This window comes from Bacteroidota bacterium (genome assembly GCA_020402865.1).
In the GTDB taxonomy this organism is placed as follows: domain Bacteria; phylum Bacteroidota; class Bacteroidia; order Palsa-965; family Palsa-965.
Genome location: JADBYT010000008.1, coordinates 62,509 through 84,102, shown reverse-complemented (window position 1 = coordinate 84,102; position 21,594 = coordinate 62,509). Strand labels below are relative to the sequence as shown.

General features: G+C 49.0%; 21 protein-coding genes. 12 read left to right on the top strand and 9 right to left on the bottom strand.

Features of this window, described 5'->3' with window-relative positions:
- Positions 1–57: 57 nt before the first annotated feature.
- Together IM638_06210 and IM638_06205 are read right to left on the bottom strand one after the other, a co-directional pair.
- The gene (locus IM638_06210; GenBank protein MCA6362612.1) at positions 58–2,088 is read right to left on the bottom strand and encodes a T9SS type A sorting domain-containing protein; all 2,031 of its coding nucleotides are present in this window, start codon (positions 2,086–2,088) and stop codon (positions 58–60) included.
- A gap of 200 nt (positions 2,089–2,288) precedes the next feature.
- Positions 2,289–3,812: a hypothetical protein gene (locus IM638_06205; GenBank protein ID MCA6362611.1), complete on the bottom strand. Its 1,524-nt coding sequence runs from the start codon at positions 3,810–3,812 to the stop codon at positions 2,289–2,291.
- 157 nt (positions 3,813–3,969) lie between these two features.
- On the opposite strand from IM638_06205, the gene IM638_06200 reads away from it, so the two are divergent.
- Positions 3,970–4,119 (top strand): hypothetical protein, encoded by a 150-nt coding sequence (locus IM638_06200; GenBank protein MCA6362610.1) that lies wholly within the window; start codon positions 3,970–3,972, stop codon positions 4,117–4,119.
- A gap of 72 nt (positions 4,120–4,191) precedes the next feature.
- Positions 4,192–4,551: a hypothetical protein gene (locus tag IM638_06195; protein ID MCA6362609.1), complete on the top strand. Its 360-nt coding sequence runs from the start codon at positions 4,192–4,194 to the stop codon at positions 4,549–4,551.
- Between the two features lie 63 nt (positions 4,552–4,614).
- Here IM638_06195 and rsgA read toward each other — a convergent pair whose 3' ends face one another.
- Positions 4,615–5,553, bottom strand: coding sequence for a ribosome small subunit-dependent GTPase A (rsgA, locus tag IM638_06190; GenBank protein ID MCA6362608.1), 939 nt, complete (start codon positions 5,551–5,553; stop codon positions 4,615–4,617).
- Between the two features lie 61 nt (positions 5,554–5,614).
- On the opposite strand from rsgA, the gene IM638_06185 reads away from it, so the two are divergent.
- Both IM638_06185 and gldA read left to right on the top strand, forming a co-directional pair.
- Positions 5,615–6,088, top strand: a complete 474-nt coding sequence (locus tag IM638_06185; GenBank protein ID MCA6362607.1) for a hypothetical protein — start codon at positions 5,615–5,617, stop codon at positions 6,086–6,088.
- A gap of 139 nt (positions 6,089–6,227) precedes the next feature.
- The gene (gldA, locus tag IM638_06180) at positions 6,228–7,142 is read left to right on the top strand and encodes a gliding motility-associated ABC transporter ATP-binding subunit GldA (GenBank protein ID MCA6362606.1); all 915 of its coding nucleotides are present in this window, start codon (positions 6,228–6,230) and stop codon (positions 7,140–7,142) included.
- Positions 7,143–7,147: 5 nt separating this feature from the next.
- On the opposite strand, the gene IM638_06175 is transcribed toward gldA, so the two are convergent.
- Complete coding sequence (locus IM638_06175) at positions 7,148–7,945, bottom strand: hypothetical protein (protein ID MCA6362605.1); 798 nt, start codon at positions 7,943–7,945, stop codon at positions 7,148–7,150.
- Positions 7,946–8,069: 124 nt separating this feature from the next.
- Between IM638_06175 and IM638_06170 the strand changes: the two genes are divergently transcribed.
- The 4 genes from IM638_06170 to IM638_06155 all read left to right on the top strand — a co-directional run bounded on the left by IM638_06170 (position 8,070) and on the right by IM638_06155 (position 11,323).
- Positions 8,070–8,510 (top strand): hypothetical protein, encoded by a 441-nt coding sequence (locus IM638_06170; GenBank protein ID MCA6362604.1) that lies wholly within the window; start codon positions 8,070–8,072, stop codon positions 8,508–8,510.
- Between the two features lie 78 nt (positions 8,511–8,588).
- Positions 8,589–9,830: a methionine adenosyltransferase gene (locus tag IM638_06165; GenBank protein ID MCA6362603.1), complete on the top strand. Its 1,242-nt coding sequence runs from the start codon at positions 8,589–8,591 to the stop codon at positions 9,828–9,830.
- 169 nt (positions 9,831–9,999) lie between these two features.
- The gene (locus IM638_06160) at positions 10,000–10,959 is read left to right on the top strand and encodes a hypothetical protein (GenBank protein MCA6362602.1); all 960 of its coding nucleotides are present in this window, start codon (positions 10,000–10,002) and stop codon (positions 10,957–10,959) included.
- A 34-nt stretch (positions 10,960–10,993) separates the two neighbouring features.
- Positions 10,994–11,323 carry a tRNA-binding protein gene (locus tag IM638_06155; GenBank protein MCA6362601.1) on the top strand — a complete coding sequence of 110 codons (330 nt, stop codon included), beginning with the start codon at positions 10,994–10,996 and terminating at the stop codon, positions 11,321–11,323.
- Here the strand turns inward: IM638_06155 and IM638_06150 are convergent, their stop codons facing one another.
- The 5 genes from IM638_06150 to IM638_06130 form a co-directional block, all read right to left on the bottom strand.
- Positions 11,324–12,187, bottom strand: a complete 864-nt coding sequence (locus IM638_06150; protein MCA6362600.1) for an NAD(P)-dependent oxidoreductase — start codon at positions 12,185–12,187, stop codon at positions 11,324–11,326. It lies immediately after the preceding gene.
- On the bottom strand, positions 12,184–13,794 hold the full coding sequence (locus tag IM638_06145; GenBank protein MCA6362599.1) for a GMC family oxidoreductase: 1,611 nt from the start codon (positions 13,792–13,794) through the stop codon (positions 12,184–12,186). The genes IM638_06150 and IM638_06145 overlap by 4 nt, the downstream gene beginning before the upstream one ends.
- Before the next feature lie 176 nt (positions 13,795–13,970).
- Entirely contained in the window at positions 13,971–14,255 is a 285-nt protein-coding gene (locus IM638_06140; GenBank protein MCA6362598.1) for a 2TM domain-containing protein, read from the bottom strand.
- Positions 14,256–14,259: 4 nt separating this feature from the next.
- Complete coding sequence (locus IM638_06135) at positions 14,260–14,553, bottom strand: transcriptional regulator (protein ID MCA6362597.1); 294 nt, start codon at positions 14,551–14,553, stop codon at positions 14,260–14,262.
- Positions 14,540–15,145, bottom strand: coding sequence for a hypothetical protein (locus IM638_06130; GenBank protein MCA6362596.1), 606 nt, complete (start codon positions 15,143–15,145; stop codon positions 14,540–14,542). The genes IM638_06135 and IM638_06130 overlap by 14 nt, the downstream gene beginning before the upstream one ends.
- A gap of 202 nt (positions 15,146–15,347) precedes the next feature.
- Between IM638_06130 and IM638_06125 the strand changes: the two genes are divergently transcribed.
- The 4 genes from IM638_06125 to IM638_06110 all read left to right on the top strand — a co-directional run bounded on the left by IM638_06125 (position 15,348) and on the right by IM638_06110 (position 21,580).
- On the top strand, positions 15,348–16,634 hold the full coding sequence (locus IM638_06125) for a T9SS type A sorting domain-containing protein (protein ID MCA6362595.1): 1,287 nt from the start codon (positions 15,348–15,350) through the stop codon (positions 16,632–16,634).
- Between the two features lie 152 nt (positions 16,635–16,786).
- Positions 16,787–18,511, top strand: a complete 1,725-nt coding sequence (locus IM638_06120; GenBank protein MCA6362594.1) for a hypothetical protein — start codon at positions 16,787–16,789, stop codon at positions 18,509–18,511.
- A gap of 112 nt (positions 18,512–18,623) precedes the next feature.
- The gene (locus IM638_06115) at positions 18,624–20,078 is read left to right on the top strand and encodes a hypothetical protein (protein MCA6362593.1); all 1,455 of its coding nucleotides are present in this window, start codon (positions 18,624–18,626) and stop codon (positions 20,076–20,078) included.
- 119 nt (positions 20,079–20,197) lie between these two features.
- Positions 20,198–21,580: a hypothetical protein gene (locus IM638_06110; protein MCA6362592.1), complete on the top strand. Its 1,383-nt coding sequence runs from the start codon at positions 20,198–20,200 to the stop codon at positions 21,578–21,580.
- The last annotated feature ends 14 nt before the right edge of the window (positions 21,581–21,594 follow it).

Here is a 21,594-nt window from a genome sequence, read left to right as displayed (position 1 = left end):
AAAAAACTGTCCCTGCAATTGCTGCCGGGACAGTTTTTTAGATAAACATTCTTCGGACTATCGGTTAATGATAAGACGATCTTGTTTGACCATCTTACTATTTATTGTAAGCTGGTAAATATAAATGCCGTCAGAAAGTTCATCGAATGTAAGCTGCTGGCCTGAAGCAGTGAGGCTGCGCACAGCAACAGTACGTCCGCTCATGTCGAGTATCTGTACCTGAACGGCATCTGTTTCCTCGGCTTGGTAGTTGAATGTGAATGTTCCGTTGCCCGGATTCGGGAATACATTAGCTTGTTGTTGTTCCCCACTATTATTGGCAGTTCCGGCCAAACGACATCCGCTGTTTGTAATAGTCATTACATCAGTCGATACTTCTTTACAACGGTTCGTCATTGTAACGGTTAATGTATGAGATCCGGTAACAGAAGTAATAACAGGTTGTGCTACTGTCATACTGCTGAATGTAATTCCGGTAGTGGGAACCGAAGTCCAAACATAAGTGGCTCCGGGTAGTGCTGGAGATCCAATTGCGCTGCCAAAACATATCTGATCCGCGCCTGCATTTGCCACTTCATTTACGCAGGGAGCTTCAAAACAGTTAATTTGTGATTTTGGGAAAAAGACAGATATTACCTCTAGCGGTGGGATCACAGTGGCAAAGGTTCCATTAGCAACTGTAGCCGTTGATTGTGTAGTAATATTATTTGATATAAAATCAAGAGAAACATCCGGGGAGCTGCATACCAACCCAGGTGTAGGGTTGGCAACTCTGATGAGTTCAAGACGAATATCTGGATTATACTCACGACGATAGCCGAAGTAATAATTTTCAGTATTTCGGCGAGAAATTAAAATTTCAGGTGTGAATATATCTGGCATACTCGTTGAGCCACCAAGAGTCATAAAGGGTGTGCCAAAACCATTAAGGCCGGCACACGGAATTTCATGATAACGGTCATAATTTACAGTACCATTGGTAAGATTTAGATCTGCAATAAACGGAACTTTACTAAGCGCAGTATTTCCCAAAGCATCAGTAACACTTTCTCCCGCCAGCATACCGGCAACCATAAGTACGTTCGAATTTGTGTTATCTATTTTGATCGAATAACCATAAGCATCAATAATTGCCGGATCAAGATAATTATATCTGCGATTTGTAGTAGGGACAGAAACTGAAGCAGGGGTAGTGATAATGGTAAATTCAGTAACTAGAAAACCACGTGAGCTTGAGTTGTTGGAAAGCACATACAGTTTATTGGTGGTTGCATTATAAGCAGCAGATGCACCCACTTCATTTGCAGTCGATGATGAAGCTTTATATGATCTGTTGAATGAAATTGCTCCTGTTGTTTTATCTAACCAGATTGCTAACACTGATTTTACGCCGCCGGTAGAATTACTTTGATTGCGTGAGCCTGTAATAAAATATCCCAACGATGTTTCAATTCCAAACTCACACATATCCCAGTCATTTGAACCATTTGTTGATGTAGTATTTACAAATTTCCGCCAAACTACATTAAGACTCTGGTTTAATTTGATGGCAACACCTTGTTTAGCGTTGCTGCTTAGTGTACCTGCATAATAAAAACCAGTGACCAGGAAATTACCATCTTGTGTCTGAAACGCATGCAACGCATTTCCTGCAAGTGTTCCGCTGGTATAATACTTATGATTAATTAAATTCCCTGACTGGTCTATAAGCCAGATATGCGGACGAAGAACACCACCCTCTAACGACGCACCAGATAAAATATAACCATTATTCGATCCTCCAAAGTCATAGCTGTTCACATTGTAGCAATATTCATTAGTGCCACCATTAATTCTTATACTCCAAAGAATTCTGTTATCATTATCATATTTTAATACTTCAATATCTGCCGTGTCAGAAGGTGGGTTGGTGCTGGTAACTAACGTGCCGCCGGCAACAACATCCCTTGGATTGAGAGTGGTCGCGACCATTGAATAGCCGAGCATTTTTTTTCCTGTAGTATAAGTAGATGTTTGACTGTCTGCGCTGGCGTAAGTGGATATGCACATTAGCGCAGAAGTGATTAAAGTTTTCATAATTGTTTTCATAGCCGTATTTTTTGGTTTCGGCTAAAAGTATCCTCTGAAATTACCCTTCCGCAATCACAAATGAGTAAATTGCGGGATCAATTGTACAAATGGCAGTATTCGATAATCATGGTTATCACATTCAATAAATACTGCAAAAAATTTAACGATAACCAGATCTGTTGAAAACCACATTCTGTTTAACAAAGCAGTTCTGTTTCTTACAAATTCACAAACACATCACGCAGCGATTTGCCAGTTGAACGACTGGTGAGCCAGAGTCCGGTTTCATCAATCAGCAAATCGCGGGCGCCGCTGCTTACGAGTTCCTGATGTTCGGCAAGGGCAGAGGTAAAGACTTGTTTTTTTTCGCGTTCGCTGGTAGTTTCTGCAAGATTGCGCAGGGTGCGGAAAAGCCATTGTTCGAACTGGCCGAAGAGTTTATGTTCGCGCAGGTGGCGTTGTGTACTGCGCATGAGTGAGTCGAGGAAATCGTCGGTACGGTTGAGTTCGAAGTGGAGGATGAGCTGAAACAGCCGGGCTGCATGCTGGATATCGCGGCGCACGTCAGGATGTTCACGCCGGCGCAGGAGATTAAGTGCACGCAGGGCCTCACTCATGCGTTCGTTTATGAAATACAGCATTACCACATTGTAACGGAAGCTGAGCATGCGGGCCACGGGGAGTTTGCGTTCAAACAGACGAAGGCCGTTTTCAATTTCGGGCAGTAGCTGCAGGCCTTTCTCGGGGCGGCGGCTGTTGATGAGGTACACCAGTTCGAGGAACATGCCGTTTCGGAACACCTGATACCTGACTTCGCGCGAGATACTTTCGAGCGATTTCATTTTTTCGATTACTGAAGGGAACTCATCGAACATGCTCAGCTGAAAGCAGCTCGTGAGGTAGTTGTTGAGTACATTGATGTAACGTAACACCTGATCGCGCTGCTGGTGCGGGTGTGATTCGTACAAGGCCATGATGCGTTTGCGCTGGCTTCGCGATTTTTTGTGGTCGCCTTCGAGTGTGGCGAGGTCGGATAGGATATTGAGGCGGAGGACTTCGGCGCCAAACGTATGCGTATCGGAGCGTTTTCGCACAAGCGGATGCGAGGCGATGTCGGCCACGGTAAGCTGGCGGTCGGCTGCGGTGTGGCGGCCCGCACTGCGCAGCAACAAGTGCAACCTGTCGTAAAGCCGGCGCAGTTCAAGCTCGGTTTGCATCTGCGCCAGTGCCCGGTTTTCATCGTTTTCCAGCTGATCGAGCAGCACCTCGGTGTGACGGCTTTGGAGCAGACGCACAATTTGTCGTTCGGCAGCCAGCAGTTCGAGCACGAGCTGTGGTTTTTCATAATGCGCCGCAATTTTTTTTGCCTTGCGTAATACAGCCTGTGCTTTGTTGATAAGCCCTTTTTCGAGCAGAAATCGTATGTCGTGCAGGCGCGCTTCAAGCATACGGTTGGTGTCCGACTCATCGGCAAATTGCCGCATGCTGCGAAGTATAAGTCCGGATAAATAACTCTTTGCTGCACGCAGTGCCGGTTTCCGGCCCGATGTATGAAGGCGTTTACGCACCAGTTGCTCATCATACGTATCGCCGGCAGCTACCTGTTCGTCAATCGCATCAAAAATCAGCACATAATCATTGGTGTCGCCTACCACGTGCCGTCGTGCAAATAATTTGAAGTAACGTTTTTCGGTGGGCGACAGGCTGGAAATGAGCTGAAAAAGTCCAATATCTTCCTGCATGAAATCTGATTTAAAAATTAAAAATAGCTAAATATTAGCTTGTAAAACAGTTTTTTATAATAGAATATCAATAGTAAGACATCTGATTTAAAATTAAGATTGGTTTCCCCTTCCACTTGATGCCGGATACTTTAGCACAAGCATAACACCAGCGCCCATGAAAACCTCATCTGTATCCGTTCCGGCCTCGCGCCCTTTGCACATTTCCTCTCCCCGTGAATCCAAATCGCGTCTGCGTAAGCGACGGAACGATAAAACAGATTCAGTGCTTAGTGTGGAATTCATTTTCCTTTCGCCCGTAGCCTGATTACGGGAGCCGAACAGCTCAAAACGGCTATCTTACCGCAAAACCAGTCAAACCTTAATACCAGTAATCAAAATGAAAAACCTCTTCCTTAGCGTTGCAGCGTGTATGCTGTTAATAATCGGAGCCAGCTCCTGCTCGTCAGACAAAGAAGCTGTGGTATATGAAATTATCGGCACTACCGATTTGTCGGATGTTATTATTGTGCATCACGAGCCAGAACCCTGTGATACCATTGTCAGTCACAACGATAAAGTTGGTGATTCGCGTGAGCAGTTTCGTTTTGCACAGGACAGTTACAACATGACATTCGGGTGCAACTGCATCAATTTTGTGCCCAATTCGGGCGGCGCTGCACCTACTACCATTCAAATTAACAACGGGGTGAAAGTTTGGACAGACGGAAATGACTGGGCCGTTTGCCGGATGCCCTGATTGCGTGGCCGGCCGGAGTTGAGCACCGGCCGGCTTTTTCAGCTCAGCCGTTACGTTCTTTGATTATTCGTATTCCTTTTCGAGTTCATCGCCATTGAGGATGGCAAGGTAACACTCGTAGCGGGTAAGGGCAATTTCGCTGTTCTCCACCGCATCACGCACGGCGCAGCCGGGTTCGTTCAGGTGCAGGCAGTTATTAAAACGGCACTGTCCGAAACGTTCGCGCATTTCGGGAAAGAAATGTGAGAGCTCGGCCCGCTCCAGGTCCACAATGCCAAATTCCTTGATGCCGGGCGTATCAATAATCCAGCCTTCGCCCAGGCGGTGCATTTCGGCAAATGTGGTGGTGTGCATACCCTTGCTGTGTGCCTCCGATAGTTTGCCCGTGCGCAAATCAAGATCGGGTCGCAGTGCATTGATGAGTGTGCTTTTTCCCACACCCGAATGCCCTGCAATAAGGCTTACCTGATGGCTCATTTCCTCGCGCAAGGCGTTTACTGCTGTTGCGTCGGTAGCCGAAATAAACCAGCAGCCGTATCCCAAACCGCGATACAATTGCATAAGCGCCTCTACATATTCGCAGAGCTCCTCATCAAGCAAATCGCGTTTGTTGAAAATGATGGAAGCCGGAATGGAATACGCCTCTGCAGTGACCAGAAAACGGTCGATGAAGCCGGTTGATGTACGTGGCTCAATGAGTGTAGCCATTACATAAGCCCGGTTGATATTGGCCGCAATAATGTGCGTTTGTTTCGAAAGTTTGGTGCTTCGCCTGATGATGTAATTCGTGCGCTCGTGAAGTTTGTCAATTACATAATCACCGCTGCGCTCATGCTGCACTTCTACACGATCGCCCACTGCCAGCGGGTTGGTATTCTTGGTGTTCAGTCCCTTGATGCGAAACTGCCCCTTGATACGGCATTCAACCGACAAACCACTGTCGAGATGTACCAGATACCAGCTTCCGGTCGATTTAATTACTGTTCCAGTTAAAGCATTCATATCGAAATATCCGTACGAAACTACACAATAAACACCGCATTTATCCCAACACCTTACCGCCATGATTCCTTCCGAACGCCACCTCGCTGCTTTTTTGCGTAAACAACGCTTTACCGAGCCGGTTGATCTTGTTGTTGACGGACAGTTGCCGCAAGGGCTGCTGGCTGTTACTCCCGGTGCGGCCGATTTCAGTCTCGATTACCTGCTTTTTGTGTGCAAAACCGAGCGCCTTAAAGGGCTTGAACAAATTGTAACCGGCATCATCCGAAATGCCACCGTAGCCGAAAAAATTCAGTTTGCCTATGGCGGCTATGAGTTTATGGTGCCGCTGGCTGCCGAAGAAATAAACGGATGCGAAAACCGTTTCTACCGCAAACTCAGTTTCCCGGTTGAAATGTGGCAATACCGCACGCTGTACACCGGACAAAGTTTTACGGGCGATCCCGTTTACCGCAAAGTGTTTGTGAAAACCCGCAAACTCATAAGCTATTACCAGTGCGAAATGCACGTTCCCGAATATGCTGCCGTGAGCTGATTATTGTGCCTATCCCCTGAACCGATGCCTGTAGCCGCGATGTGGCGCAGGCATCGTGCTTTTTGCCCCGGCCCGCAATAGTTGGACAAAACCCGCGTTGTTTTCTTACTTTTGAATTCTAATTTCATTTCACAAGCCTGTGTCTATAAAAGTTGAATATATCTCCAAGCTCTACGGTAAGCAACGAGCACTTGACAATGTATCGTTTGAAGTGAAAACGGGTGAAATTGTGGGGTTTCTCGGGCCCAACGGTGCCGGCAAATCAACCATGATGAAAATTCTCACCTGCTTTATTCCGCAAGATGCCGGGCAGGCTTCGGTAAACGGTTTCGACGTGGCTTCACAGTCTATCGACGTGCGGCGCTGCGTGGGGTATTTGCCCGAACACAATCCGCTTTACCTGGATATGTATGTGAAAGAATATCTCGAGTTTATTGCAGGCATTCACAAACTGCCCAATAAAAAGCAGCGTGTGGATGAAATGGTGCAGCTTACCGGCCTCGAAATTGAGCAGCACAAACGCATCGGAATGCTTTCAAAAGGCTATCGCCAGCGTGTGGGCCTTGCGCAGGCACTCATTCACGACCCGGCCGTGCTTATTCTCGACGAACCCACCACCGGTCTCGACCCCAACCAGCTTGCCGAAATCCGCGAACTCATCCGCCGCATCGGGCAGCAAAAAACCGTAATGCTTTCTACCCACATTATGCAGGAAGTGGAAGCACTTTGCAACCGTGTAATTATCATCAATCAGGGCCGCATTGTAGCCAACGATGATACTGCAAACCTGCAGCAAACAAGCCAGAACCGTATGGTGGTGGTGGTGGAATTCGACAAGGAGCCCAACCGCCACGACCTGAAGCGCCTGCCCGGGGTGGAAGAAGTGCAGCATGTGCGCGGCCATGTATGGCAAATTATCACCTCCGCCGAAAAAGACATCCGCCCCGATTTATTCCGCTTTGCAGTGGACAACAAACTCACCGTGCTGGAAATGCAGCGCGAGGAGCGGAAAATTGAGGATGTGTTTAAAGAGCTTACCGGGAAGAAAAAGTAAGCGCATCAGCCTTTGGTAATGCGTAAACACCGGTAGCGTCTGGCATCGGAAGCACTGTAGGCATCGGTTACTTCGCGGAATACGTCATCGCTTTTGTGCCAGCTGAGCGCAGTAATGAGGTAGCGATTGCCCGGGTAAAAAAATCCTGTTTCAAAATTGTTTACGCAGGGCACAGCCACCAGCACATCGCGGTATTTAATGCCGTTGTCGAAATAGCGTTCGCGGAATTTGAGCATTACATACATCTGTGCATGTGCGCTGTCGCAGCCGGGCATGAGCGCGGGCAGTTCGGCGAGTGTGACAATGAGAATGGTAGAATCGCCGAAATTTTCTTTTTCAGGGTCGTTGATGCGCACAGGAATTGAATCGGGCGGGATTTCGATGAAAAAGCTGCTGTAGTTTGGCGGCGGTAAAATTTCGCGCAGGCGGATGTAGTAGTGCACGGAATCGCCCTTCGGGTTGCGCCAGCTGAAAAAGCCCTTGCCCCCTTTGCGCAGCAACTTTATGGCATTGCGAAAGCCGGGGTCAATTTGTGTTTCGTGAAGGTCGATGACGGTGCCTTTGCGGAATTGTCTGAGGCTGCTTTCCACCACTTGTGTGCGTGCACTGTTGTAGCGGCAATAGTCGATGCGGGCCAGGTTGCTGTCGGATGGGTAAGCGCCTTTGCCCGGTTTGGTGAGTGAATAGTGAATGCCGGTTGGGGAAGTTTTGGGCGCATTCATTTTCCAGCGTGGGGCTTTGGCTATTGCCGCAACCTGACAGAAAAATAAGATAACCAGCAAAAGAAAAACCTGTCGTTTCATCTTTTACAAAGGTGCGTTATTGTTTGAAATTCAGGAAATGTGAGGTGAAGTTTAGATAGCTTCTATCTCTGTTTGATTGGATATTTATTAAATTTAATGGATATAGTGCAATAAATAGTGCGTCATGAAACCATTTTCTCTTTTTGCTTACATGGGCATGTTGCTTTTCGTTTGTTCCTGTAAGCAGGAAGAAACTCCTGAGCCTTACTCAACTGGTGGCACAGATCGTCCAATGTTTCTCCCGGTTGATATGACGGGTGAAAGGTATCTGCTTTATCAGGCGACGGATTCACTTCCCGGCGATTCATCATTTGTTATTTATCCCCTGCAGGATACGTTAGTCTTTTTAACCGATGAATTTTTTAAGTTCAGGGGTGATACATCGACTTATTGGGCACTTACGCCTGCTTTAAATTACAGTCAGTTTATTCTGAGAATGAATATTCCACCCTACGGTTATTTTCAGTACAACGAAGAAAGTAATCAACCTGGTCTTCCGGATTCCATTCATGCACAAGTCGGTAATACCAACATGGCTCATGAATTGTGGATGGTGAGGTTATAGAAGAGAATATCGGATGGCGGGCATTGGTAACGTTAAAAAATCGTACTTTAGCGCACCAATTCAAATCCGTATCCATCAATGTCTTATCTCTTCACTTCCGAGTCAGTTTCGGAAGGTCACCCCGATAAGGTGGCCGATCAGATTTCAGATGCTATTATTGACGCATTTCTGACACACGATCCCAACGCCAAAGTGGCTTGTGAAACTTTTGTAACCACCGGCCTCGTGGTAATTGGCGGCGAAATCAAAACCACTCCCGAAGCCAAAGGCAAAGTGGATGTGCAGGAAATTGCCCGCGATGTAATACGCCGTATCGGTTACACCAAATCAGAATACCAGTTTGATGCTATTTCCTGCGGCATTCTCAATGCCCTGCACGAACAGTCGTCAGACATTAATCAGGGTGTGGAGCGCGGCAAGGAAGCCGAGCAGGGCGCCGGCGATCAGGGAATGATGTTTGGTTTTGCCTGCCGCGAAACCGACAACCTCATGCCGCTTCCGCTCGAACTTTCGCACATGCTCCTGCGCGAGCTTGCGAAAATCCGCCGCGAAGGCAAAACCATGAAGTATCTCCGCCCCGATGCCAAATCGCAGGTAACCATTGAATACGATGACAATGGCACACCCAAGCGTATTGACACCATTGTGGTAAGCACCCAGCACGACGAGTTTGGCACCGACAAGAAAATGCTCGACCAGATTCGCAAAGACATTATCAATGTACTTGTGCCGCGTGTGAAAAAACAACTTCCTGCCCGCGTACAGAAACTGTTTGGCAAAGACATCAAGTTCCATATCAACCCCACCGGCAAATTCGTAATCGGTGGCCCGCACGGCGATACCGGTCTTACCGGCCGCAAAATTATTGTGGATACCTACGGCGGTCGTGGTGCACACGGTGGCGGTGCTTTTTCGGGCAAAGACAGCTCGAAAGTTGACCGCTCTGCAGCCTACGCTACACGTCACATTGCCAAAAACCTGGTAGCCGCCGGCGTTGCCGACGAGTGTCTTGTGCAGGTAGCTTACGCCATTGGCGTAGCCGAGCCCGTGGGCCTCTACGTAAACACCTACGGCACCTCGAAAGTGAAAATGAGCGATGGCGAAATTGCCGCCAAAGTGGCCAAGCTGGTTGATATGAAACCCGCTGCCATTGTAAAACGCTTCGGCCTCAAAAATCCGATCTACGGCGAGACCGCTGCATACGGCCACATGGGCCGCACGCCCGGTGTAAAAACCGTAAACGGCAAGAAGTACGAAACCTTCGGCTGGGAAAAGCTTGAACTCGTTCCTGCTTTCAAAAAAGCATTTGGTACGAAGTAAGTTTCGTTATTCAGATATAAAAAACCGCAGATTCTTCTGCGGTTTTTTTGTTGTTTATAGGTTGTGTTGTAGGGTTAAAATGTTGTTTTTCATTGTGTTTGCTTAATTTTTTTGGCCGTTAAAATTGGCCGCTCCGCGGTTTTTTCCTTATATTTAAAATATGGAAATTATGGGAATAAAAGAAGCTATTGCAAAGAGGCCAGCAATGTTTTTTGGCAATGGAACAGAATGGTTTTACAATCTTCTTAATTTCTTTTTTCGGAACAAGACTGATTTGTCGATTAACATTAATCATCATCAGAACAGATTACAGTTGTATTGTGCTCAGGAATTTGAATTTATACGGACAGGTAATTTCCCTTATATAAAACTTAATGATGATACAGGCGTTAATGAACGCGATAACGAGGGTATGTTTTTGCTTCTTGTATCGGAACAGCCAGTGATTCATTGTGTCATTGAGGGGCAAGGAAAAGTCTCTTTGGAATTCGATAACGATGAACTTGTAATGAATGAGTCTGAATACGAGGGCTTTTTTATTGAATTTAACTTTAATGAACACATCCTTCAGTTTCTTAAACTGACGGATTCCCGGTTAAGGAATGATTTATTGCACTGGCTTACCTTTCATTCTTCGCTCAGCGTTAATTATTATTCGCATGAAACTGATAAAACGGAGCTACTTTATCAGCCCAGAGGCACAGATGTGTTGTTTGAGGGGCTTTTAAAGACTGTTTCATTGAGTAAAGCTCCTTTTCGCGGTGAGGCTGTCTCGGGTAATGTAAGTGTAAAACTGACTGTCGGGTTTCATGATAATCAGGAGAGGCTGGTGAAAAGTTATGTTAACGGGATGTATCAGCTGTATGATGAAGGAATACAGATTAAAGTACTTCAACAAGCATTATTTAAGTCATTTGAGAAGTTAAGAGTGATCTTAAACGGAAATTACGTTGCGACTATTCTGATTGACTTACCGGAAAGTGAAATTGAATGGCATTCGCCTATCAGAAATTACAGATTTGCGAATGTAACCGTGTTTCGACTTATTGATGAAATAATTTCCGAAAATCTGAGTAACTATGTAGTAGCAGGGGATAAGCCATTTCTACATATTAAATGCGGAGATTGATTTTCATTGTTACCCATTTTTAAGGAACCAGTCAATGCCAACCATTCACGATTTCGAACAACTCGACATACGCACCGGCACAATCATAAAAGCCGAGCCGTTTCCGGAAGCCCGAAAGCCCGCCATCAAGCTGCATATTGACTTTGGCGAACTTGGCGTAAAAAAATCATCGGCGCAGGTTACGGTGTCTTACACGCCCGAAATGCTGATGGGCAGGCAGATTGTGGCGGTAGTGAATTTTCCGCCGCGACAGATCGGTAAGTTTGTGTCGGAAGTATTAGTGCTGGGCGCGCTGGGCGAAGGCTGTGATGTGATTTTGCTGCGGCCTGACAGGGTAGTAGAAAACGGTTTGCGCATTGCCTGATCAGGATTGAAGGGCGGCAATACTTTCTTCGGCAGTTTTGAGGGTGAGACCAAGCGTATGCAAATCGCTTTCGCTGGCCACGTGTTGCATGCTTTGTAAACCGGCCAGATTATCGTCGCCGGCGGCGAGGCGAATGCCCAGTTTGCGTGCAATGCGGAGCATAAGTTTTACAGGAGCAAGCGGAAAATGAAGGAAACGTGCCGGCTTGTCGAGGTGCCTTGCCATAATTTCGAAAAACTGCCGGTAGGGAATGCTTTGCGGCGTGGCAATGGTGTATGCACCTTTGCGCTGTTGTGTGATAATGATGTGCAGCGCCTCCAGCAAATCATTGATGTAAACAGTTTGCAGCGGCTGCTGCCCGCCGTTGAAAAGTGGTATGCGCCTGCCCGCCGCAAGGTGTGTGTGCATTTGTGCAAACAAGCCACCGTTACCAATCACTAAGCCGGGACGCACCACGCAGCCGTTTTGTGCAAGCACCATTTTTTCGCAGGCAAACTTCTGTCGGCCGTACACCGAAACCGCACCGGCTTTGGCCGAGAGGCTGGAGAGAAAGATAAACTGTGTTGCCCCGCACTGCGCTGCTGCATGGAGCAAGGCTTGTGTGCCTGCGCGGTTGAGTTCGTATGCGCGGTTGTTTTGCGTGAGTGTGAGGTATGCAGCATGCAAAACAACATCCGTGTTTTGCGGCAAATCTGCTTGCAGCGGTCTTTCGCTTTCGAGGTTAAATGCAAGGTGTGCGTAGCCGCTGCGGTGCGGTGTGCGGCCTGCTGTAACCACCTGCCAGCCAAGCGCGGCAAAGTAAGCGGCGGCGGCGCTGCCAATAAAGCCATTGGCTCCTGTAATGACAATTACCGGCGCACTCATGAGCTGATTACATTTTGTGCCACGCGGTGCGCATTGGCCATGAGCGAAAGTGTGAGGCCTTTGGCAGGCAAAAAGGTAAAGCCGCTGCCGTCGGCCACAAACACATTGGCGGTGCCGTGCAGGCGGCCTGAAGGATGCAGCGTAAAGGCATTTTCGTGCTGGCTGAAAGGCAAACACCCCGCATAGTGGATGCTGGAGCCGTGACCGGGATGCACGGTTTTGAGTTTCCACGCACCAAGACGGCGAAGGGCTTTGATGTAGAGCTGCTCGCGGTTGCGCACTTCATTGTCTTTTTCTGCGCCACGTATGTAGCTGGCCGTAAGCACATCGCCGGTGGGTGAAACGGACGAAGGTGCAAGTTGCAGCCATTGTTCGCTGCCGGGCGTTTCGGGGTGATGAATGCCGGCAATGAGTAAGGCCGGAAGCAGATATTGCTGAAGGATGCGCCCGTCGCGGAAATTTAGCGGCGTTTCGTGCAGCAATCTGAACAGCAGCAACGAGCGGTACGTATAAAGCGAAGCCATGGCAATGCTGCGCTGCGTGCCACCGGGATCATGAAACAGCGAAAGCTGCGCGTAGGAAATGTTGTGCTGATTCATGTTCTTGCCCAGCATTGACGGAACAAGGCAGGGCATGTAGGTGTAAGGATTGCAGAGCAGCGGAAGTTTTTGCGATTGTCCGCCGGGCAGCGAACGCAGTACAATGCGCGCTGTACCGAGCACACCGGGCGAAAGCACAAGCCGTTTGGCCTGAACTGTTTTTTTTGTGCCGTTGTGAATGTGTGTGGCTTCTACGCTAACACCATTTTCGGTTGATGTGAAGCGCGTAACGAGCCAGCCGCTTTCGATATGCAGGTTGGGTAACTTGCGCAGCTGTTCAAGCTCTACCTGCGGACGCCAGGCAGCGTGGCCGAGGTTGTCGTAAAACTCCATGTCGCGCAGCTGTGTGGCGCGGCGGTGGTCTTTGTGTTGCGTGAGCAGCGCCAGCGCCGGGCGGCCAAGTACGAAGCCGTTTTTGTGTAATGCGCTGCGCTGTGTGGTGTAGCGGCTGAGCAGTTTTTGCGCCAGTGCATCGGGCGGAACAGAGGGTTGTGTGCCGGTGAGGTGCGCAAAGGTGTAAGGCTGCGCATCGTCGGCCGTGGCGCTTATGCCGATGCGGTTGCACACGGTTTGCGCAGCGGCGTGCATGACTGCAGCGGGTAAGCCGGCGGCCTGCAGCTCGGCATCGGAAAACACGCAGCAGCCAAGGCCCCAGCCACCACCCAGTCCGCCTTCGGCCAGACTTTCGATGGGGGCAAATGTATCGGAAAGCAGCTGCAGCCAGCGTTCGGTATGCGCAATGAGGTAGCGGCGCGCAGGTGTGAGCTGTGCGCCGGTGCCGATTTGCCCCTGCGGCACACTCTCAAATGCATCGCCCAGAAAGTAGCGGTGCTGCTGCGCATCGGTTTGCCGGAGTGTAATGAAATCGGCCCCGGGCTGAGGCAGCGCATTATTGTTGCGCACACCGCCGTCGAGCAGCAGCACCTGCAGGCCGGCTTCGGCCAGCGTGCGCGCTGCCATTACGCCGGTGCACCCGGCACCTACCACAAGCACGTCAGGCTCATTCATTGCAGAAAGATCGTTATTTCTGCCAAATGCAAGGAACTTTGAAAGGCGGGAGGAATGAATTTCTAGCCCAGACTGAGCGCTTTCCCCGCAATGGCTGCGGGGAATAGCGAAGGCTGGAGCCGAAAGGTAATTTATTGCACCCTCCGTTTCGCTCCTCACTATTACGCTTTTTTATATCAGCGCGATTTATTTTTCAGCTTTTCATATTCGCGTGATACCGCATCATTGCCGGGGCTGTGATAAGCGCCGTAATAGTCGAACGCGAGACCGATGCCCCAGCCGAGCATGGGGAATACGGGCCACGGAAAACCATGGTCTGTTTCAGCACCGGTAAAGAACCACATGCACCAGAGAAAGCTGTTTACGATTACGTAAGCGGCAAGATGGCGGCGAAAGCTTACGCGTTTTTTCGCCTGTTTCCAGAGATCGTGATCGCGCTGATCGGTTGGTTGTGTGTTCATGGGTTTATTTTCTGTTGATGTATTGCTGAAGTGCGTCCACGTATTCGGTAAACGCCTTGCGGCCTTTTGCCGTAAGGCGGCACTGGGTGAGCGGATAATTGTCGCGGAACGATTTTTCGACGGTGATGTAGCCAGCGTCTTTGAGTTTGGTGAGTTGCACACTGAGGTTGCCCGCAGTGGAGGCGGTAACTTCCTTGAGGTAATTGAACTCGGCCTCTTTCACTCCGGCCAGCACTGATACCACGGCAAGCCTGAGTTGCGAATGCAGCAAAGGATCGAGTTCCTTAAACGGTTTCATGGGCTGTGTTTCTGAAATGACTGCGCAGCAAATGCCCCGGCACAATGAATCCGCCCAGCACGGCCACGGCAAGCACCAGTAACTGATGCGGCGAGGGCACAAAGAAAGCCACCACAGCCATGCACCAGCTGAAAATGCCACCGGCCACCAGCCATTTAAACTGCAGGGCACTGCCCGATACAAACAGCCAGATGCCGTAAATAATAATGATGAACGGATACGTTTTTTCCCAGCCTACAAGCCAGATGCCGAAGAAAAGCATGAGGAATAAGCTGATGAGATAGGCCAGTACAAGCCGGTTGAGCAAATCCTGCGTGTAGGTAGTTACGCCCGTGTGTTGTTTTTTGTAGCGCGCACTTACAATACTTGTGATCACGCCGCCAAGCGGCATGAGTACAGCCCAAGGTAAAAATGCAAGCTGCACCGGCCCCAGTGCAAGCCACAACGTGTAGTTAATGGCCGCCGCTGCAAATACCAGCCAGCCCCAGAGCAGATAGAAAAAACCATTATCGCGCAGCTGGTGCTGCGTGCGCTGCAACATGGTGCGGATGAGCTGAACGCTTTCCTGTTCGGTGATGGGCTGATCGGTCATTTTGACTTTGTTTGAGGCAAATATAAAGTAGTTTATTTTGTAAACCAAAATGCCGGATGTTCTTTTTCCGGACGGATAATCAGTAATTTGTCCAACGAGAGCCTTTTTTTGACCTACCTGTCTGGCCTAAACAGATTTTAGCTTTGTTCATATTAATTTTTTGACACACTTATTTTTGTTTTACTCCGTAAAAAAATGAAACATGAGACCTCTTCAATTTCTTATTCTGATGTGTGTGCTGCTTGGTGGAATAGCCGCAAACGCACAAAGCAGCTGGCAGCCGCTTAGTTCGGGTACCACTAAAAATTTGCGTGAAGTATTTTTCACCTCATCTGATACTGGTTATGTGGTAGGAGAAGACAGTGTGTTGCTGCGTACTACAGATGGTGGAAATACCTGGGTGCAACTGAACAATGTGAGTTCACTTTTCCCGGGAAATCTGAATGATATATGGATGTGGGGAAATACGGGAATGATAGTGCCCGAATATCACGGCGGCGATGTGAAGCAAACCTCCAATGGTGGCAACAGCTGGATGGATTTTCCCGGTGCACCGTCGCTTTGTTTTCCTGACGGAATATTTTTTGTGAATGCCAATGAAGGTTACTTGTTTGGCAACGGCTGCTTCAATGGTGCATTTGTGTCGCGCTGGAATGGAAGCGGCTGGGGCAATGCGCAACTGCTTTATTTTGGTGTGACCGCGCAGTTTGAAAATATAGGTATAACCGGTGTGGCTTACAGTCCGGCTTCAGGTCGTTATGTAGCTGTTGGCGATTATGGAAAAATGTTTTCGTCAACCGATGGTTTCAGCACGTTTGATACACTGAGCATAAACGATACCGCCAATTTTACGGCGGTGGATTACATTGGCAACAATTCGTTTATTGCGGTGAATGATGCTTCGAATTTTGCCAACGTATGGCTATCAACCGACGGCGGACAAACCTTTGCGCCGGATCAGAATTTTGCATGGACATTTTACTATCCAGGCTTTCTTGATTTTGAGGCGCTGCCCAACGGTTTTGCGGTGGCCGGCGGTTACAGCATGACCACCGGCGCCGGATTTTTGCAAACCCGTGCGGCCACCGGCGGCTGGTCTGCAGGCAGCTATGATGCTGTGGACCAGATTGTACGCGGCGTGTTTGTGGTTGACAGCACACTTGCATTTGCTGTAGGCGACAGTGGTGCCATTTACCGTTATGCACTAACCGCCAGCGTGGGATTGCATAACGAAGTTGCACCAGAAATAAATGTGTATCCCAACCCGGTGCAGATGCAGGACAATGTGGTGATAAGCAGCCTGCGCAACCATGCCGTGAAAATTGATGTGACCGATGTAGCCGGTAAACTGCTCTACACTCTGCGCGACGAGCGTTTTACAGGCGTTGTATCCGTGTCGGCCTTTACGCAAATGCCCGGCGTATATATGATGCACGTACAGGACGATTCCGGACTGAAAGCCACTGCACGAATAGTGGTAACCCGATAAAGCACATCCCGCTTTTGTGAAACAGCCCGGTGCAACGCTGCGAAATTTGTTGCCGGGCTGTTTTTATTGGCAGCAATGCCGCACCGGAAGTGGCCGGATTTTTGAAGTTTGCGTAACTTCACACACTACAATTCACCTGGCCCTTGTTTCTGATGCGTTATTTATTCAGCATACTATTACTCCATGCGCTTAGTCTAGCAGCGCAGCCACGGCAAACACTTTCCGGGGTGCTTACACGTCCTTCCGTAACACCCGTTTCGGCCTACATGCCTGAGCCGGGCGCATCGCTCAACCATACGCAGGTTATGTTTGAATATCCGGCGGTGGAAAATGCAGTGGAATACCGGGTAGTGGTGGAAGAAATTGTTTTACGCGGGAAACAGGAGCCCCTGTATATAACTGTTGCAGAGCAAAATGATTATTCAACGGCTACGTTGATTAAAAACCTGAAGCTGGGTACAAGTTACCGCTGGATGGTAATTGCATTGAACAAGGAAGGTAAATCCATTTCAAAATCACAATATCTCGAGTTTACCACTGCAGTTGAAAACTGGAACGATTCGCAACGGAATATTTTACGTGTAACAAAAAATACGACCTCTGATAGCGGTCTTGTTGCCATTGATTTTGCACGGGCGGTTTATGACCGGAACGGACAAATAGTATGGGTGGTTCCTGCAGTAGATGAGAAAATAGGGCGGGGGGATATTGTGCGCGATTTGCGGATTACGCCGCAGGGAACGTTTACATTTATTGCGGCGCAAAGTGTGTTTGAAGTTGATGTGGACGGAAAAATTTTGTGGACCGGGCCCAACAATAAGGCAATCCGCAAAAATTCAGGAACCGATTATTATCATGGCAACCTGATACGCACTGCTGCCGGCAATTACCTTACGCTGGGCAATGAAGCGGTGAAAACAGTGGTAAACGGCGGCGATACAGTTGTGTTAAACTACCCTTACATTACCGAATACAACTGGATGGGGAAGCAAACCTGGATGTGGTCATCCCGCAACTATTTCAAAGAACAAGAAATACTTGTGAATCCGGGAAAGGGAGGTACGCCCTATTCGAAAGCCTTTCTGAGCAGTATTAGTACAGATGCCACGGGGCAGTTTGTGTATGCCGGTTTCAGAATGCTTGGCATTGTGCTTAAGATTGAGCGGATGACAGGAAAAGTGCTGGCCCGCTACACGGGTAATTTTTCGAACCAGCATGATGTAAATGTGTTGAACGGCGATTCGCTGCTTTTGTTCAACAACAATGGCGATTCGCTGCGTAACAAAGGGAATTCATCGGTACAACTCATGCAAATGAAGCCGGGTAGTAACGAGCTGATTACGCTCTGGGAATTTGACTTGCGGCGCGATGCAGGTTATACCCGCAACGCCACAAAGTATGGCAATGCAGAAATGCTGCGCAACGGAAATATTCTTATCGGCGGCGGATCGCTGGCGAGTGTGCTGGAGGTAACGCCCGATAAAGCCATTGTGTGGCAGGCCTACTGCGAAAACTGGAATCCGCGCAGTAAACTGTTTGAGGAGTTTCAGCACACACGCGTGCATTATGCCTCATCGCTTTATCCGTGTTTTTTTACTGTGCGGCAAATGACCGGTAATAATGGTATTACTGCTTTTGCTGTAACCAACGAAGGTTCAGAGGCTGATAGTTATGCTTACACGCTGCAGTTTACAGACCGCAACACGTCGAAAGTAGTTACAGAATCTTTGCAGCAGCTTGATCTTGGTGCCGGAAGTGAAACGGTGATTGTGATACCTGAAAATATTATTCAGCGTGCTTCGGGCAGCGTGGAAGTGAAAGTGTATTCTGAAACCAACCGGCAGTTTGAGCGTAAACTGATTTTGAAAGTTATTTGAGGTGGCGATGCGAAAACCGAGGGGTAAACGTTTTCAGTGTATGTGGTGTATCTTTTCGGATCGTTCGGAATTATTAGGACAGATGCGCCTTGCCGTTGTATGTTTTTTCTGTATGCTTAGTGCAGTTCTTCCTGCGCAAAACCGGGCGGCTGTGGCTGCGCAGCTTGCGCGCACCGGCTTGCAGCCGGTGAAGTATTCGCCTGAAGCCGTGCTGGCCGGGCGGCAGGTGTTGTGGCTTGAAATGCCGTTTGCTTCGTCGGCTTTTGTGGATGCACGGCAGGCGGCATCGTTGCGGGGTAAACAGGTGGAGCGCGTGGATCTGGTGTACACGCAGTTTGCGGTGTCGCCGCGGTTTGACCAGCAAACATTAAACAACCGCCGCCTGGATGAATTGCAGCGACAGGTGCCGGCGATATTTGCCAATGCGCTTACCGAATGGCGGCTGGTGGGGCAAACCGGCGCAACGTCGCCTGCAAGCGGACGCACATTTTTTCACGGCTTTGTGGTGGTGGTGCGCGAAACAGCCTCGCCCGAACTTACGCGCAAAGAGCTGCGTTTTCTCGATTCGCTGCTTGGAAAACCGCCCGGAGACGGCGGGAGTGTGGTAACAGGCGGCACAACCGGCAGCAGTGGCACTACGTCCGGCGGCGGAATACTTAAAGGCACTACGGGCATTGTAACAATGGGCGGTGTGCCTGTGCGCATACGCCGCAGCATTCCCGACGACAGCCTGCGTTTTTACCTGCGCGCATCGCACAGCGACGGCACTGTGGTAGAAGCGCGCTGGACCGACAGTGCACACACCACCATTGCCTATACCGAGCGTGTAATGGATCATCGCCGCCGCCTTTCCATTACGCTTTCGGAAGATTCGCTGTTTGCGGCCGGGCCACGCTCGCGCTTACTCAGCGGCTACAGCAAACACAATCCAGACTCGGTAATTATGAGTACGCTGCGGCGAAACAACTGGAGCAACATTGCCATTGTGTGTGATGTAACGGGAAGCATGTCGCCCTATACGGCCCAGCTCTTTGCGTGGATTGAGCAAACGCAGGCATCGGGCCGCTGCAAACATTACCTCTTTTTTAACGATGGCGATAATAAACGCACCGGCCAGAAAACAAACGGCAAAACCGGCGGCCTGTATCCGGTAATGAGCGGCGATTTTGATACTGTATGCCGCAAAGCAGCCGAGTGCATGCACGCCGGCGATGGCGGCGACATTCCCGAAAACTACATTGAAGCCCTGCTGGCCGCACTCAAACAATTTCCCGCCACCACCGAAATTGTACTCATTGCCGACAACTGGGCCAGTCCGCGCGATCTCGAACTTTTCGAAAAGCTGAACCGCCCTGTACACATTATCCTTTGCGGATCGCGCACCGGAGTAAATATTGATTACCTCTTTCTGGCGCGGCAAACTGGTGGTTCGCTACACACCGTAAATCAGGATATCAATAATCTTGGAACGATGAAGGACGGAGAGTATGTGCAGATCGGTCGGCAGCGATTTATTCTGCGCGATGAACGTTTTATAATGGTGACGGATGAGTTGATGATAAACTGATTTAGCCCCCCCCTTTTTTTATCGCTATATTTTTCATCTTTCATACTCCCCCAAAAAATATTTTCAGGCAGTGGTTACCTTTTACCCTCTTCCGGTATTAAGAGGATAAATACACGATCATGAAACCTGTTTTATTTTCCTTATTCGCCGGCCTGATGTGCTTTTGCGCGCCGGTATCTGCACAAATCAGCAAACAAACCGACCGCATACTGAATCAGAAACCCGCATCGGTGGCTAAATACAAGGCCACAGAGGCGCCGGGCGGCCGGAAAACGAGTATTATTTATTCGCGTTTCAGCACCGAAACGCTGAAAAAGACAAAGCTCATCGACAGTATTAAAGCCGGGCGTATCGAAAAAATTGAACTTGTATATACCGAGTCGCCCGGCGATTCGCTTTTTGATCAGCGGCATTTAAACTGGCAGCGGCTGCATCAGTTGAATAAAATTTTGCCCGAGGCGCTGATGCCTACCGTAACGTGGAAGCTGGTGTCGCAAAAAGGTACAGGAAAAGCGGGTGAGCTGAATAATTTTTTTCACGGCTTTGTGATTCAGTGGATCATGCCGGTATCCAAAGAATCGGTAGCGATGGAACTTACTGCGCTTGATCGTTACTTTCTCGGAGCCATGCCTTCCGATTCGCCCCGGACCGAAATGCTGTTTGATTTTTACACCGGTTCCAAACCACGGGCAGTAGAAGTACTCCGCCCGATGGTAAAATCGCTCACGGCGCTTGCCATTTTTGGCACTGATACACTGGTGCAGCGTATTTTCCGCCGCAATAAAAAATGGACGCAGATGGAAGTGGTGTGCGATGCTACCGGAAGCATGTCGCCCTACACTTCACAGCTTATGGCGTGGTACAAAATGAACACGGACGACAAAAAGGTGAAACGTTTTGTGTTTTTCAATGACGGTGATCTGAAGATGGATAATATGAAGAAGATCGGAGAGACCGGTGGAATTTATGAAACCACTACCGGGCGGTTTGCAGAAGTATATGAAACCATGCGCAAAACCATGAATGCCGGTTGTGGGGGCGACGGGCCTGAAAATAATCTGGAGGCGCTGATTTATACGCAAAACTCATCAGACAAAGCACAAGGCGGCGAGTTGGTAATGATAGCCGATAACTGGGCCACACCGCGCGATACATCGCTGCTTATGAAACTGAACAGGCCGGTGCGAATTATTCTTTGCGGGGCACAGTATTTTATCAATCCGGCGTATTTGAATATTGCGCGCGCCACAGGCGGCTCGGTGCATCTGATGGAGAAAGATCTTGAGGATCTTGCCAAAATGCGTGAGGGTGAAACACTCACCGTGGGCAGCAAAAAGTTTACGTTACGTGGGGGGAAGTTTATTGCTGAAGGGTCACTCATGCCTTCGTGTTGCAACAGTTTTAAGCTGCGGAAAGCAGACGCAGCTGCATACGCTGCAAGCACTTCGTTCGTGACAGCATCGGTAGTTTTTATGCGCAAAGAAACCGTGTGTGAAGCATAAATCAGGATTACCGG

Bases quoted from the DNA above. Each gene is read 5' to 3' on its own strand.
- IM638_06160 (MCA6362602.1), top strand. From the start codon at position 10,000: ATGGGAATAAAAGAAGCTATTGCAAAGAGGCCAGCAATGTTTTTTGGC.
- rsgA (MCA6362608.1), bottom strand. From the start codon at position 5,553: ATGAATGCTTTAACTGGAACAGTAATTAAATCGACCGGAAGCTGGTAT.
- IM638_06200 (MCA6362610.1), top strand. From the start codon at position 3,970: ATGAAAACCTCATCTGTATCCGTTCCGGCCTCGCGCCCTTTGCACATT.
- IM638_06135 (MCA6362597.1), bottom strand. From the start codon at position 14,553: ATGAAACCGTTTAAGGAACTCGATCCTTTGCTGCATTCGCAACTCAGG.
- IM638_06115 (MCA6362593.1), top strand. From the start codon at position 18,624: ATGCTTAGTGCAGTTCTTCCTGCGCAAAACCGGGCGGCTGTGGCTGCG.
- IM638_06140 (MCA6362598.1), bottom strand. From the start codon at position 14,255: ATGAACACACAACCAACCGATCAGCGCGATCACGATCTCTGGAAACAG.
- IM638_06130 (MCA6362596.1), bottom strand. From the start codon at position 15,145: ATGACCGATCAGCCCATCACCGAACAGGAAAGCGTTCAGCTCATCCGC.
- IM638_06195 (MCA6362609.1), top strand. From the start codon at position 4,192: ATGAAAAACCTCTTCCTTAGCGTTGCAGCGTGTATGCTGTTAATAATC.
- IM638_06125 (MCA6362595.1), top strand. From the start codon at position 15,348: ATGAGACCTCTTCAATTTCTTATTCTGATGTGTGTGCTGCTTGGTGGA.
- IM638_06145 (MCA6362599.1), bottom strand. From the start codon at position 13,794: ATGAATGAGCCTGACGTGCTTGTGGTAGGTGCCGGGTGCACCGGCGTA.
- IM638_06150 (MCA6362600.1), bottom strand. From the start codon at position 12,187: ATGAGTGCGCCGGTAATTGTCATTACAGGAGCCAATGGCTTTATTGGC.
- IM638_06120 (MCA6362594.1), top strand. From the start codon at position 16,787: ATGCGTTATTTATTCAGCATACTATTACTCCATGCGCTTAGTCTAGCA.
- IM638_06175 (MCA6362605.1), bottom strand. From the start codon at position 7,945: ATGAAACGACAGGTTTTTCTTTTGCTGGTTATCTTATTTTTCTGTCAG.
- IM638_06165 (MCA6362603.1), top strand. From the start codon at position 8,589: ATGTCTTATCTCTTCACTTCCGAGTCAGTTTCGGAAGGTCACCCCGAT.
- IM638_06210 (MCA6362612.1), bottom strand. From the start codon at position 2,088: ATGAAAACAATTATGAAAACTTTAATCACTTCTGCGCTAATGTGCATA.
- IM638_06155 (MCA6362601.1), top strand. From the start codon at position 10,994: ATGCCAACCATTCACGATTTCGAACAACTCGACATACGCACCGGCACA.
- IM638_06205 (MCA6362611.1), bottom strand. From the start codon at position 3,812: ATGCAGGAAGATATTGGACTTTTTCAGCTCATTTCCAGCCTGTCGCCC.
- IM638_06185 (MCA6362607.1), top strand. From the start codon at position 5,615: ATGATTCCTTCCGAACGCCACCTCGCTGCTTTTTTGCGTAAACAACGC.
- IM638_06170 (MCA6362604.1), top strand. From the start codon at position 8,070: ATGAAACCATTTTCTCTTTTTGCTTACATGGGCATGTTGCTTTTCGTT.
- IM638_06110 (MCA6362592.1), top strand. From the start codon at position 20,198: ATGAAACCTGTTTTATTTTCCTTATTCGCCGGCCTGATGTGCTTTTGC.